At 62.0% G+C, this 13,183-nt stretch carries 12 protein-coding genes; 5 read left to right on the top strand and 7 right to left on the bottom strand.

What is annotated here, in order from left to right; translation table 11 throughout:
- Nucleotides 1–7 precede the first annotated feature (7 nt).
- Entirely contained in the window at nucleotides 8–859 is an 852-nt protein-coding gene (locus tag A7317_RS12310; protein ID WP_024075303.1) for a Ku protein, read from the bottom strand.
- A gap of 183 nt (nucleotides 860–1,042) precedes the next feature.
- Between A7317_RS12310 and A7317_RS12305 the strand changes: the two genes are divergently transcribed.
- Nucleotides 1,043–1,360, top strand: a complete 318-nt coding sequence (locus A7317_RS12305; RefSeq protein WP_024075304.1) for a hypothetical protein — start codon at nucleotides 1,043–1,045, stop codon at nucleotides 1,358–1,360.
- 22 nt (nucleotides 1,361–1,382) lie between these two features.
- Nucleotides 1,383–2,540, top strand: coding sequence for a PQQ-dependent sugar dehydrogenase (locus A7317_RS12300; protein ID WP_069075919.1), 1,158 nt, complete (start codon nucleotides 1,383–1,385; stop codon nucleotides 2,538–2,540).
- Between the two features lie 202 nt (nucleotides 2,541–2,742).
- On the opposite strand, the gene A7317_RS12295 is transcribed toward A7317_RS12300, so the two are convergent.
- Both A7317_RS12295 and A7317_RS12290 read right to left on the bottom strand, forming a co-directional pair.
- Nucleotides 2,743–3,222, bottom strand: coding sequence for a DUF1348 family protein (locus A7317_RS12295; protein WP_024075306.1), 480 nt, complete (start codon nucleotides 3,220–3,222; stop codon nucleotides 2,743–2,745).
- Between the two features lie 42 nt (nucleotides 3,223–3,264).
- Nucleotides 3,265–3,828 carry a TetR/AcrR family transcriptional regulator gene (locus tag A7317_RS12290; RefSeq protein ID WP_024075307.1) on the bottom strand — a complete coding sequence of 188 codons (564 nt, stop codon included), beginning with the start codon at nucleotides 3,826–3,828 and terminating at the stop codon, nucleotides 3,265–3,267.
- A 124-nt stretch (nucleotides 3,829–3,952) separates the two neighbouring features.
- Here A7317_RS12290 and pssA point away from each other — a divergent pair, with 124 nt between their 5' ends.
- From pssA to A7317_RS12275, 3 genes are all read left to right on the top strand, one after another.
- Nucleotides 3,953–5,296 carry a CDP-diacylglycerol--serine O-phosphatidyltransferase gene (gene pssA / locus A7317_RS12285; protein WP_069075918.1) on the top strand — a complete coding sequence of 448 codons (1,344 nt, stop codon included), beginning with the start codon at nucleotides 3,953–3,955 and terminating at the stop codon, nucleotides 5,294–5,296.
- Nucleotides 5,297–5,392: 96 nt separating this feature from the next.
- The gene (locus A7317_RS12280; protein WP_069075917.1) at nucleotides 5,393–5,692 is read left to right on the top strand and encodes a hypothetical protein; all 300 of its coding nucleotides are present in this window, start codon (nucleotides 5,393–5,395) and stop codon (nucleotides 5,690–5,692) included.
- Nucleotides 5,693–5,839: 147 nt separating this feature from the next.
- Complete coding sequence (locus tag A7317_RS12275) at nucleotides 5,840–8,785, top strand: hypothetical protein (RefSeq protein WP_155766393.1); 2,946 nt, start codon at nucleotides 5,840–5,842, stop codon at nucleotides 8,783–8,785.
- Nucleotides 8,786–8,840: 55 nt separating this feature from the next.
- Here A7317_RS12275 and efeO (A7317_RS12270) read toward each other — a convergent pair whose 3' ends face one another.
- Genes efeO (A7317_RS12270) through efeU form a run of 4 tightly spaced genes read right to left on the bottom strand, consistent with a single transcriptional unit; the run spans nucleotide 8,841 to nucleotide 13,067 of the window.
- Nucleotides 8,841–9,659: an iron uptake system protein EfeO gene (gene efeO / locus A7317_RS12270; RefSeq protein WP_024075310.1), complete on the bottom strand. Its 819-nt coding sequence runs from the start codon at nucleotides 9,657–9,659 to the stop codon at nucleotides 8,841–8,843.
- Between the two features lie 27 nt (nucleotides 9,660–9,686).
- The gene (efeB, locus tag A7317_RS12265) at nucleotides 9,687–10,994 is read right to left on the bottom strand and encodes an iron uptake transporter deferrochelatase/peroxidase subunit (protein WP_069077392.1); all 1,308 of its coding nucleotides are present in this window, start codon (nucleotides 10,992–10,994) and stop codon (nucleotides 9,687–9,689) included.
- A gap of 14 nt (nucleotides 10,995–11,008) precedes the next feature.
- Nucleotides 11,009–12,211, bottom strand: coding sequence for an iron uptake system protein EfeO (gene efeO / locus A7317_RS12260; RefSeq protein ID WP_069075915.1), 1,203 nt, complete (start codon nucleotides 12,209–12,211; stop codon nucleotides 11,009–11,011).
- Nucleotides 12,212–12,221: 10 nt separating this feature from the next.
- Nucleotides 12,222–13,067, bottom strand: coding sequence for an iron uptake transporter permease EfeU (gene efeU, locus A7317_RS12255; protein WP_024075313.1), 846 nt, complete (start codon nucleotides 13,065–13,067; stop codon nucleotides 12,222–12,224).
- Nucleotides 13,068–13,183: the final 116 nt, after the last annotated feature.

Raw genomic sequence — 13,183 nt, 5'->3', positions numbered from 1 at the left:
GGCGGACTCAAGAGGCCTTTTTGCTGGTTTTTTTCGCGGCTGGTTTTTTCGCCGGGCGCTTGGCGGCGGATTTGCCGGCCAGACTGCGCTTGAGCAGTTCGGTGAGGTCGATCACGTCAGCCGACTTGCGTTCTTCGCTGCCGGCCTGGCTTTCCACGTCCTCGATCTTGCCGGCCTTGGCCTTCTTCGCCACCAACGCCATGATCTTCTCCTGAAAACTGTCACGGTAGGCATCGGGCTGCCAGTCGGCGCTCATGTCTTCCACCAGGCGCCTGGCCATGTCCAGCTCGCCCTTGGCCAGGCTGGGCCGGGTCACATCGCTGCCCAGCTCCAGTTCATCGAGGCTGCGCACCTCAGCGGGCCAACGCAGCATCACCAGCACCAGGGCCGACTCCAGCGGCATCAGCGCAGCCAGGTGCTGCTTGGTGTGCAACACCACATTGGCCAGGGCGACCTTGTTGGTTTTCTTCAGGGTTTCGCGCAGTAATGCATACACCTTGCCGCCGCGTTTGTCCGGGGCCAGGAAGTAGGGCGTATCGATGTTTTGCAGGGGGATCTGGTCGCTGGCCACGAAGGCGATAATCTCGATGGTCTGGGTCGACTTGGGGTGGGCCGAGCGGATTTCCTCTTCGCTGAGCACCACGTAGCGGCCTTTCTTGAACGCCACGCCCTTGACGATGTTGTCCTTGGTGACTTCCTTGCCGCTGGTCTTGTTGATGCGCTTGTAGCCCACCGGGTCCATGCTGCGTTTATCCAACCAGTCGAAGTCGACCCCCTGGGAAGCCGTGGCCGAAACCAGCGACACCGGGATATGGACCAAGCCAAAACTGATGGCACCTTTCCAGATTGCCCTAGGCATGCGTGCAGTTCCTTGAGAAGAGGCTATGTGCGGCTGACTCGTGGGCGTTGGCAAAAGTTTCGATCAGCGGATGCGCGGACAGATCGTGTTACACCTGATGAGAAACTATTTAGTGTCGAAATTCGAACCCAGCGCGTAGCGTGTTATCGAAAGCACGTACTCCTCGCCCAGAGAGGCTTTGTCATGAACATCTGTGTGCGTCATCTTGCAGCGCTGGCATTGGGCTTGGCGCTGGCCACCGCTGCCCAGGCGCAAAACCTGCCTGGCAGCAACAACTCGGACAATGGCCCGATCCACCGGGCCAACCCCAACAGCATGCAGGGCACCCAGCCCAATCCGTCGCTGATACGCGGCATCCAGACCGCTCCGACCCCGCGTACACCCACCCTGGAAAACGGCGGCATCGGCAATCGTTATCCGCAGCGCGACGCAGCACCCAGCCGCCCCGCGACCGAAACCAAAGCCCCCACTGTTGATGCCAACGGCAATCGCCGGCCTTGAGCGCCGGTAAGGACCCCGCCTTATGTTTCTACGCAAAACGTTTCTTGCCGCCTTTTGTGCCACGACCTTGCTGCCGCTGACGGCGGTTTACGCAGCCGATGTGCAGCAATTCCCAAGTGAGCAGGGCAGCATCACCGTCACCCCGATCGCCAAGGGCCTGGACCACCCATGGGCGGTGGCTTTTTTGCCCGACAGGCAGGGCTTCCTGGTGACCGAGCGGCCTGGGCACCTGCGCTTTGTCAGCCCGGACGGCAAGCTGTCGGCGCCGCTGAGCGGTGTGCCTGAGGTCTGGGCCAAGGGGCAGGGCGGCTTGCTTGACGTGGTGCTCTCACCCGACTTCAAGCAGGACCGCATGGTGTACCTGTCGTACGCTGAGGGCGGTGGCCAGGGCGGTACGGCCGGTACGGTGGTAGGGCGCGGGCGTTTGTCGGACGACTTGAGTGGCTTGAAGGACTTCAAGGTGATCCTGCGCCAGGAACCCAAGCTGTCCACCGGTAATCACTTTGGCTCACGCCTGGCCTTCGACCGTGATGGCTACCTGTTCGTGACGTTGGGCGAAAACAACGACCGGTCCACGGCCCAGGACCTGGACAAGTTGCAAGGCAAGGTGGTGCGGATTTACCCCGATGGCCGCATCCCCGATGACAACCCATTCGTGGGGCAGCCAGGCGTACGTCCGGAAATCTGGTCCTATGGCCAGCGCAACCCCCAGGGCCTGGCACTGAACCCCTGGAGCGGCACGATCTGGGAAAACGAGCATGGGCCGCGTGGCGGCGATGAAGTCAACATCATCGAGCGTGGCAAGAACTATGGCTGGCCGCTGGCGACCCATGGCATCAACTACTCCCTGACGCCGATTCCCGAAGCCCAGGGCAAGACGGTGGAAGGCACAGTCGCGCCGCACCATGTGTGGGAGAAGTCTCCAGCTATCAGCGGCATGGCGTTCTACGACGCCGACCGCTTCAAGGCCTGGCAGCACAACCTGTTCATTGGGGCGCTGTCCAGTCAGGAGTTGATTCGCCTGCAGTTCGATGGCGACAAGGTGATCCATGAGGAACGCTTGCTGGGGGGCTTGAAAGCGCGGATTCGTGACGTGCGCCAGGGGCCGGATGGGTTTCTGTACATGCTGACGGATGAAGACGATGGGGTGTTGTATCGCGTCGGTCTGAATCAGGACTGACACTTACGGGTTTCCAAACGGTGGGATAGCCCGCTGACTCTGCAACTTAGCGCTGCCGCACAGCAAACTGGAACCCCTGTGGTGAGGGAGCAAGCGCCCTCACCACAAAGTGCAGTCGTTTAAGCCGGCATTTAATCTTGGATAATCAATAAATTATCTTATAGGTGCCGGGGGGCTCCCGCCTTCTGGAAGCGTGCAAGCCCTAAAGGCCGAGTTCGGACAGCCCCGGGTGATCATCCGGGCGCCGGCCCAGGGGCCAGTGGAACTTGCGTTCACTTTCATTGATCGGCAAATCGTTGATGCAGGCAAAGCGGTTGGCCATCAGGCCATTCTCGTCAAACTCCCAGTTCTCGTTGCCGTAGGAACGAAACCAGTTACCGGAGTCGTCGTGCCACTCATAGGCATAGCGCACGGCAATACGGTTATCGGTGAACGCCCACAGCTCCTTGATCAGCCGATAGTCCAGCTCCTTGGCCCATTTACGGGTCAGGAAGCCCTTGGCTTCTTCGCGGTTGTAGGCGAATTCGGCGCGGTTACGCCACTTGGTATCCAAGGTGTAGGCCAGGGACACCCGTTGCGGGTCGCGGGAGTTCCAGCCGTCTTCGGCCAGGCGGACTTTTTCGATCGCCGATTCACGGGTGAAGGGCGGCAGCGGTGGACGGATTTGCGAGGTGGATGACATGTCATGGCTCCTGGGCTAAAGAAAGTTGCGCGGGTGATGCGTTCAAAGCCCCAATAACGTTCGCGCCATGCATTGCGCATTATCAGCAGCGGTTGAATCGCCCATCACCAGGGCAACGGTAATGGCGCCATCGATCAGGATCAGCAGTTGCGCGGCCTGCCGTTCGGGGTCGGGGGTGCCATGTGCTTGACACAGTTGGCGTGTGTATTCGAACAGTTTCTGTTTGTGCGCCTTGGCCAGCAGGCGCACGGGGTCTTGAGGGTTGCCGGTTTCACCGCTGGTGTTGATGAAGGCGCAACCGCGAAAGTCCGCCGAGCCGAACCAGGCCTTGAGTGCGCTGAACAGCGCAAGCAAGCGTTCGCCGCTATCGTCGACGCGCTCCACTTCGTCGCGCAGCCACTGCATCCAACGCTCATCACGGCGTTGCAGGGCGGCGACCACCAACTCGTCCTTGTTGGCGAAGTAACGGTAAATGCTTTTGCGCGAGACCCCGGCGGTTTTCACCAGGAAGTCCATGCCGGTGGCGGCGATGCCATGGCGATAGATCAACTTTTCGGTGACGTCGAGGATGATGTCGCGAGTTTCATTGTGGGTCATGTCGTTCATGCTGCATAAAGTAGAACGATCGTTCTTCTTGGTCAATAGGCTTTTTCCATGCCGGGCAGCGAGACCTGAGCAACCCCATGGTGTAAGCTCGGGGCCTCTTCGGATTCGACCCATTGCGAGCCTTATGCCGTCGTTCTTCAAACGCTCCCTGTTGCCCAAACTGCGCGGTTTTCCTCTGACTACCGATGCCATCGATGTGTTGTCCGGCGCCGATGCGTTTCGTCGCTGCCTGCTGGAACAAATCCACAAGGCCACGCGACGCATCTACATCGTCGCGCTGTACTTGCAGCAGGACGAAGCGGGGCAGGAGATCTACGACGCCTTGCACGCGGCCAAGGCCGCGCGACCGGAACTGGACATCGTCGTGGTGGTCGACTGGCTGCGCGCCCAGCGCGGGTTGATCGGCGCCGGCAAGCAGCCGGGCAACAGCGCCTGGTACCAGGCCATGACCCAGAGCCATGCCAGTGAAGTGCCGGTGTATGGCGTGCCGGTGCAAACCCGCGAACTGTTCGGCGTGTTGCACCTCAAGGGGTTTGTGATTGACGACACTGTGCTCTACAGCGGTGCCAGCCTGAACAACGTGTACCTGCACAAGTTCGACAAATACCGCTTCGACCGTTACCACCTGATCCACAGCCAAGCGCTGGCCGATTCGATGCAGCATCTGGTGGAGCACGGGTTGGTGGCCTCCAAGGCGGTGCATCGACTCGACTTGCCCAACCCGCCGACCACGCGCAGCCTGCGCAATGACATTGGTGACCTGCGCAGCCGCCTCAAGCATGCGGCCTACGACACCACGGCGGGCCAGTTGCCCAATGGCAACCTCTCGGTCAGCCCGTTGCTTGGTGTGGGCAAGAACAACCCACTGAGCCGGGTCATCCTGGAGCTGATCGCCAGCGCCCAGCACCAACTGACCATCTGCACGCCGTATTTCAACCTGCCGCTGCCGGTGACCCGCGAGATCAACCGCGCCCTGGCGCGCGGGGTGAACATCGACATCATCGTCGGCGACAAGACCGCCAACGATTTCTACATCCCGCCCAGCGAACCGTTCAAGGTCATCGCAGCGCTGCCGTATCTATACGAAATCAGCCTGCGCCGCTTTGCCAAGCGTCATCAGCCGATGATCGACAGCGGCCAACTGAACCTGCACCTGTGGCGCGACGGCGATAACACTTACCACCTCAAGGGCATGTGGATCGACCAGCGCTACACGTTGCTGACCGGTAACAACCTCAACCCGCGGGCATTCCGCCTCGACCTCGAAAACGCCTTGCTGATCGATGATCCCAAGCATGAGTGGCTGGAGCCGAGGGGGGCCGAACTGGCGCAGATCTTCCAGCACACCACACGCATCGAACGCTATCAGGATTTGCAGAGCCTGGTGGACTACCCGCAAGCGGTCGGCAAATTCTTGCGTCGCGTCAGCCGGGTGCGGATTGAGCGGTTGTTGTATCGGATTCTCTGAATGTGGCCTCGCCACGACATTTCTCATGATTAACCGTGAACCGATGACGGGCCTGGGACCACTTCTCTGACGGAATAACCTCAAGAGAACGTGCCCATGTCCATTTCCTTGCAAAACCGCCAGCGATTTATCCCGGATAACCCGATCCCCGTCGGGCTCACTGTGCTTACCCCCGAGCACCCACGCGTGCCGGTTGAGCACTCACGGCCGGCATCGCGGGGGCGCCGTGCCGCAGAGGGGCAGGGTGATCAACCCCCCGCTGCCGATGTGAGGCTGGGGCAACGGTTGGGTGCGGCAATGGAGAGCGGTTACGCCATGGTCGAGGTGCCCGCCAACAGCAGCCTGGCGCCAGCGCTGGCGCTCTACCGCCAGCTTTGGAGCCAGCCGCCCCTGTAGGCCTGGCTGACCAGCAAGGGCCTGGAGACGGGGACCCTGAGACTGCATAAAGATTTCATCCAAGGCTACGTCGTCCGCGATGGCGTGCGCACGCCTGTGAGGTTCTCCACCAGCGATGCGTCGGGATGGTGGCAAGTTTCAGCGCCGTTGCGTGCTCTTCGCGAGGTTCTGGACCCACGGGACCGAGGTCTCACCCACCTGGCAGACGGTGAGCAGTGGGTGCCTCGGCACCTGGTTCTACAGGCGTTTGGCATTGAGCTTCCGATGGGCATCGAGCAGGCCAATCAATTGGAGCGGCAATTGCGCACCCAGGGCCTGTCGATGCCGCCTGCGCGGGCCCGATCAATGGCCGCCGATCTGGCCCAGGTGCAGCTGACCCTTGGCGAACTTGAAGAACGTCCCCGCTTGGCGGACCAGCTTGAGCGACTCATCACGGATTTGCCGGACACCACGCCCTGGGACGGGGCGCAGCCAGCAGACGGTTCCCCTACGCTGCGCCAGATCGTTGAGCAAAAGGGCCTGGGTACCCCACACACCGTGGGAGAAGTGCGTAACGTCATCCAATGGCTGCGCACCACCTTGCCTCCGGCGCCACCCTTGGGCAATTACGCCGGTTTCATGGATTGGACGTGGGCTCCGGGCCAGTTATCGGCGTCAGACAAAGCCACGCTGGCGGCATTGGCCAACACACAGTTGGGCGGTGCGAGCGCCGAGGGCTTCGACTACCTGAAGGGCCATGGCCTAGAGGCGCTGCAAGCGGATCCGGCCGGGCATCTGCACCGCCTGCTCGACAGTCCCGAGGCATTGGATCTGGGCGAGCGCTGGGCCCGCAGTGTGAATTGGTACGGTACGTTCGATATCGGCACGACAGTGCCAAAGGCGGTGTGCCAACAGATGGTCATTGCGGCAATCAAACTGCACGCCGATCCGCAGGCACCGGGAAAACCGGGGCAGGTGGCCGGTTATGACCTCTACCAGCCCGCCAACATGGGGCGCACGTTTACCGCCATACGCCGCGACCTGGAAAACCATCTGATCCACCAAAAAGGCCTGGACTCAAAACTGGCGATACTGGCCGCGCATATCGGCCTGGCACAGGCTGCGCCGGAGTTCCTTGTACGCGATGTGCCTGATGCGATCCACATGGGAACCCCGGCATGGATGGAACTGCGCCTGGGATGCGGCATGGTCGACAACTTGGCCCCGGGTACTTCGCGGGCGATGGACGAAGAGCAGATCAGCGCCATCACTGTCCTGGGGCCCACCAGTGAGGCGCAGGCGACCCTGATGCGCTTGCTCGGTCTGCGTATCATCACCGATTGGGCCGTGCTCAACGGGGTGATTCCTCGCGCACCCGACGGCGAGTACTCCGCGCACATGATTCAGGCCGCGTCTGCGGCATTTCAGGGCCAGCGCGAAGATGTCAGCCGCGCATTCACGCAGTGCGCGTCCGGGTTGCCGACGCGCAGGTCGGTCGCCATTGCCGAGTTGCTCAAGGTTTTCCCAGGCGTCGCCGCGAGCCGCCTGGAAGGCATGACGGTACAGCTCGCCGATGCCGGGGCGCGTCGTAACATGCGGGTCTCCGAACCCCGTACGCGTTCGCTGGTGGAGACCTATATGACCGGTGATCTGACCCCCGGCAAGTGGGTGCTCACCAGTGACCTGCCACAAGCACCAGCGCGCGCGGCGAGTTCGCCCTACCAGCCACGCAGTGAGGTGATAGCGCCCGTCGAGAAACGCAACGAACTGGATGCCCGCATTCGCCGTCTACCGGCGTTGGACGGCCTGCTGAAAAAGGCTGTCGATGAGCATCGCAGCGCCCTCAAGAGCGCTTATGCGACCCAGCTCAAACTCAGAATCGCCGAGTTGCCATTGGCGGATCGCAAGCTGCTGGAACTGGGCAATGTCGAGCTCTTTACCCTGCGCGGCGAAACCGGGGAGATTCAGGCCAAGGAGACTGATGCGCATCGTGACGCGGCCAAGTACCGGCAAGGCACCCTGATACGTGCGGAGCACGGCACCACCGTGAGTTATTACGAGGTGTTCGCCAAAGGGCCAATCGTCAAGCGCACAGACCTGCCGTCGCAGTTGGTGTTGGGGGGCGTGGTGGAGAGAAAGCGCGTCCCCGCGCCGTGGGGCGTTACCTCCGTGCCGATTGTCCGCGGCACTGCCCTGGCCATCGACGTCGACGCCTACGCCAAGGGATCGGATCCTCGGTCAACGCGGGAGCCTTCCAAGGTCATTGTTGAAAAGCTTGGCGCAACGCTGCCCGGCGTTCCCCGCCCGGAGGGTTTCGCACCCGATGATTTCGTCCCTGACAGCTACTCATCGTCGAAGACAGCCGACATCGTGACGCGAATCACCCAAGGCAATTTTTATGAATCGCAAGAGACTATGCTCGCCAGGGCGAAGGGGGTGTTGCCCCTTGAACAACACCGCGAGGCCGTTGCGCGCGATCATGGGATCCTGCTCGGGTTGGTGCCTTTCGTGGGGGCTTATCAAGAGTTTGCGGCAGGCAATATTGGCAGCGGCTTGTTCAGCCTGGCATTGGATGTGGGCGGGGTGGCACTGTCGGCCGCTGGCCGGGCACGCTCGTTGATACGTGCGGGAAGGGCACTGGCGCAGGCCCCCGTGGCCGGGGTTATCCGGCGGCTGGCGCCGACGCTCAGTCCCCTTGTACCGAAAACGGCCTGGGTAAAACCGGTAGCGTCCTTCAGCGACAAGGCCTTCGATTTCGTCAGGGAAGGGGTGTTGTTCACCAGCGCCGCACTCAACCCGTTCGATGGCTACCCGCAAATGGTCAGCGCGGCCACGAAGGGGCTGGTCAAGTTACCTGCGTTGGTTGCAGGCGGCGCGACCCGGCTGGGTAAGTCTGTGCCGCATTTGATAACGGCCGAGGAGAAGATGAGGTGCTATCTGATGGCGGCGGCCGGTCAAGCAGCACCCTCGCGGCCTCCAGCGGCGGGCGTTGCGGGAACGAGCCAGGGCATTGACGTGCACGCCACGGGCAACAACGGACGTTGGTATGCGATTGATCCGCGCAGCGGCCGGCCGTTCGGCACGCCATTGAGCGGGTTCCAGCAGGCACGCTGAGCCGACGACCTCCCGCGCCGGGCGCGGGAGGGTGAGCGGCCATTGGCGCGTTGTGTCAGTTCAAACCCAGTTTGCCGCGTAAGGTGGACAGGTCTTCCGCCAGGGTGTTGACCGGACCCACCAGGGCCTTGCGGTCGTTTTCCTTGACCTTGTCATAGGTCTCGAAACCGCCATCCTTGGTTTTGTACTTGGCGAGGATCTTGTCTACGGTGGCGAAGTTTTTGTCGACCTTGGCCAGGAAGGCTTTGTCCTGCTTCTCGATCTGGCCACGGAACAGGTCGACGATTTTCTTCGCGCCGTCGATGTTGCCTTTGAAGTCATACAGGTCGGTGTGGCTGTAGCGGTCTTCTTCACCGGAGATCTTGGTGGCCGCGACTTCTTCGAGCAGCGCCGCGGCACCGCCGACGACTTTCTCAGGCGGGAAGGTCAGGCCGTCGACACGGGTCTTGAGGTCGTTGACATCGGCGTTGAGCTTGGTGGTCAGCGCTTCCAGGCCTTTGGTCGAGTTCTGCGAGAACAGCGCGTATTCGATACGGTGGAAGCCGGTGAAGTCTTCGGCGGTCACGCCTTTTTCATGGTCATCCACGCGCGAATCGATCGACGCATCCAGGTCGCTGAACAGTTCGGCGATCGGCTCGATCGACTCGTAGTGCACGCGGGTCGGTGCGTAGAGCTTCTTGGCCGTGGCCAGGTCACCTTTGTTGATCGCATCGGTGAACGCCTGGGTCTGGGTCACCAGCTCACCGATTTCCTCAGTGACGTAGATCTTGTAGTCCGACACCGGGCCTACCAGGTCCAGCGGCGCGGTAGCGGCGAACGCTGCCAGCGGCGAAAGGGTGATTAACAACGACAATGCGATAGACGACTTCTTCATGGGACGATTTCCGCTCTGGTGTGTGTTTTAGGTGTTGGCAGGGGTGTGCGGGTGCGTTGCCGCGAGGAGCGTGCGCCCGATGAAATCCTTAGGGCCCGTGACCCCCGGCAAGGTGAAGAAATACCCACCGCCGACCGGCTTGAGGTATTCCTCCAGAGGCTCGCCGTTGAGCCGGGTTTGCACGCTGATGAAGCCTTTCTCCAGGTCAGCCTGGTAGCAGATGAACAACAGCCCCATGTCCAGCTGACCGTTTTTATTGACGCCGTTGGAGTAGTTGAACGGCCGGCGCAGGATCAGGTTGGCCTGGGTCTGCGGGGTGCGCGGGTTGGCCAGGCGGATGTGGGCATCGAGCTTGGTCAACTTGCCTTCCGGGTCCTTGCTGTAGTCGGGAACCTGGGTTTCCTGCTGGCCACCCATGGGCGCGCCCGTGGTCTTGACACGGCCGATGATGCTTTCCTGCTCTTGCAGGGGGGTACGGTCCCAACGTTCAACAAAGTTGCGGATAATCCGCACGGCCTGGTAGCTGCCATGGGCGGCCCAGGCGGGCTCATCGCTGCCGGGCTGGACCCAGACGATCTGGTCCATCGCCTGGTTGTCGTTGGAGTTCGGGTTGGCCGAACCGTCACGAAAGCCGAGGAAGTTGCGCGCGCTCTGCGCCGGCTCGTCAGGGCGGGCAGGGGCCTGGGGCGGGACGCTGCCTTCTTGTTTCCAGCGCACCAGCAGCAGGTCGGGCAGGTTCTTCACGATGTCGCGCAAGGCGTGGATATTGGTGTCCGGGGTGTTGGAGCAAAATTGCAGGCTCAGGTCGCCGTGGCACTGCGCCGGCTCCAGGGCATCGTTGGGAAAGCCGACCATGCGGCTCAGGCGCTTAGGCTTGACGCTGCCAAGGCCGAAGCGTTCGTCGAACAGGGATTCACCCACGGACACGGTGATGGTCAGGTTGTCCGGCGTCACCACCGGGCCGAGAATCCCGGAATCGGTGGGCGGCAGCTTCGGGTCGACTTGCGGCACGGTACCGCCGCTCATCAGGAAGCGGATGCGCTCGTTGAGGGTACGGAACAAGCGCTCCAGGTCCTGGCGGTCGTTGGCCAGTACGTCGAACGCCACCAGCATGCCGCAGGCCGGGCGCGGCGTGACGATGCCGCTCTGGTGTTGGCCGATAAAGTCGTGGTGGTCCTGGGTCTTGTCACTGCTGGGGGCGGTGGTGACTTGGGCTTGCGCGGCGGCCGCCATGGCCGGGCAGCTCAAGGTGCTGCCGGCAATCGCGGCGCCGGTGGCGGCCATGCCCAGCAGGACACGGCGGCGCTGAAGGTCAAACAATTGTGAGTCACTCATGTGTGCGGTCGTCTTCACTGCAGGCCGGAAAGGCCAAGGGCGGGGTCGATTCCATCGAGTACATTGGCCAGAGCCTTGGCCTTGTCGGCGATCTGCTTGCGCTGATCGGCGGTAACACTGTCATAGCGGCGGTACTGGCCGTCGACCTTCAAGCCACTGAGCTGGGCATCGAACGCATCGAGCGCGCTGTCGATCTTGGGCAGCAAGTCAGCGGCGGATTTGCTCAGCAACGGGCGCATCAGGTCCACGACCTTGTGGGCGGCATCCAGGTTGGCGGCAAAACCGTTGAGGTCGATATGGCTGTAGCGTTCTTCTTCACCGCTGACGACGCGTACATCGGCCAGGCTGTTGAGGTTGCGCACCACGATGCTCACCAACTGCTCCGGTGGCAGCGACTGCGTCAGCAGTTGTTGCTTGAGGGTGGTCACGTCGGCAACCAGGCGCTGGGCAATCGGCGCCAGGCCATCGAGGCTGCGCTGTTGGAACAGGCTGTATTCGAGGCGGTGGAAGCCGCTGAAGGCCGGGTCTTGTTCGCGTTTTTCAAAGTAATCCGCGCGGGCGTTGATGGCATTGTCCAGCTCCGCCAGGCGTTGCGACGCCGGGGCCAATCGCTGGTAAGCCTCACGGGCCGGCACGTACAACGCCTGGGCCTGGGCCAGGTCACCGGCGTCGATCGCTTGCTGCAAGGCGCTCACGGCCTTGACCAGTGCACTGCCCTGGCTGCTCAGGTACACGCGGAACTCCGACAGCGGGCCGATAAACGCCACCATCGACGGCTTGGCCTTGGCCTGGGCGTCGGACTCCGCCGTCGCGGTCACATGCAGGGTGCCGCGCGGGTTGCTCAGCAGGCCGCAGGTGATCGCATAGTCGCCGGGCAGCAGGTTGGCATTGATCACCTGGCTCAGGCCGGGGGCGATATTTTCACGTTCTTCGACCACCAGCACGCCATCGAGGATTTCCCACTCCACCGCGCGATCCGAGCGGTTGATGATGCGAAAGCTTGCGCGGCCAGCCGGTACGGTCAGCGCGTTCGGCTCGCAGGCGTGGCCATGAATGGTCACGGCAATTTCATTGTGGTTGGTCTGGCGCTTGGCGGCGGCCATTTGCGAGGCGTAGTAGAACAGGCCTGCGGCGGCGATCATCACGACCACCGAGCCGGCTACCGCCCAGCGCAAGGCGCGGTGCGGGGAGGCGGGTTGAGGCGTTGGGTTGGACAAGGGACGGTCCTTACTGGCTGGAAACGGAAGAAGAGGTGACGGCCGGCTTGGCCGGTGCTGCGGGCAGGAAGAACATCACCAGGGCCACCACCAGGTAAATCAGGTAGGCGCCCAGGGTGCTGACGGTCGGCGCTTCTTGATACCCGAACATCCCGGCCAGTACCGAGCCCAACGGGCTGTCCATCGGCAGCACGGCGCTGAAATCGAACAGCACGGTTTGCAGGTGGTTCCACAGGCCGGCTTCATGCAAGGCCTGCACTGAGTTGGCGAGAATGCCCGCGGCCACCACCAGGATGAACAGACCGGTCCAGCGGAAGAACGCCCCGAGGTTCAGGCGCATGCTGCCGGTGTAGATCAGGAAACCGACGATGACCGCCAGGACCAGGCCGAGCAGGGCGCCCAACGGTGCACCGGGGCCTTCGCTTTGCTGGAACACCGCCAGCAGGAAAAATACGGTTTCCAGGCCTTCGCGCGCCACGGCGAAAAACACCATGAGGATCAACGCGATGACCTGATGTCTGGAGCCGGCCAGTGCATGATCGAGGGAGGCGTGCAGGGAATGCTTGATGGAGCGCGCCACCTTGCGCATCCAGAACACCATGGAACTGAGGATGCCCACAGCCACCAGGCCGACCACGCCTTCAAACAACTCCTGTTGCTTTTGTGGGAACTCGGCGCTGACCAATTCCAGACCGCCGCCCACCAGCAAGGCCAGCGCGGCAGCGAGAAACACGCCGATCCATACCGCTGGCATCCACTGGCCGCGGCCGGTCTGTTGCAGGTAACTGGCGATGATGCCAACGATCAGGGCTGCTTCAATTCCTTCGCGCAACATGATGAGAAAGGGGACAAGCATTCGGCACCGCAGGGTAACTAGATAGGAAGCTAATTTGTAACATAATGATACTCATTGCTAAACAAGAAATATTGACCTTTACTGAACGCCGGCTGAACGGTGGTGGGGAAGCGCAA

Source organism: Pseudomonas fluorescens, assembly GCF_001708445.1.
Classification (GTDB): Bacteria; Pseudomonadota; Gammaproteobacteria; order Pseudomonadales; family Pseudomonadaceae; genus Aquipseudomonas; species Aquipseudomonas gorinensis.
Note: the sequence above shows the minus strand (reverse complement) of the source record. Positions and strands in the feature narration are given on the sequence as shown.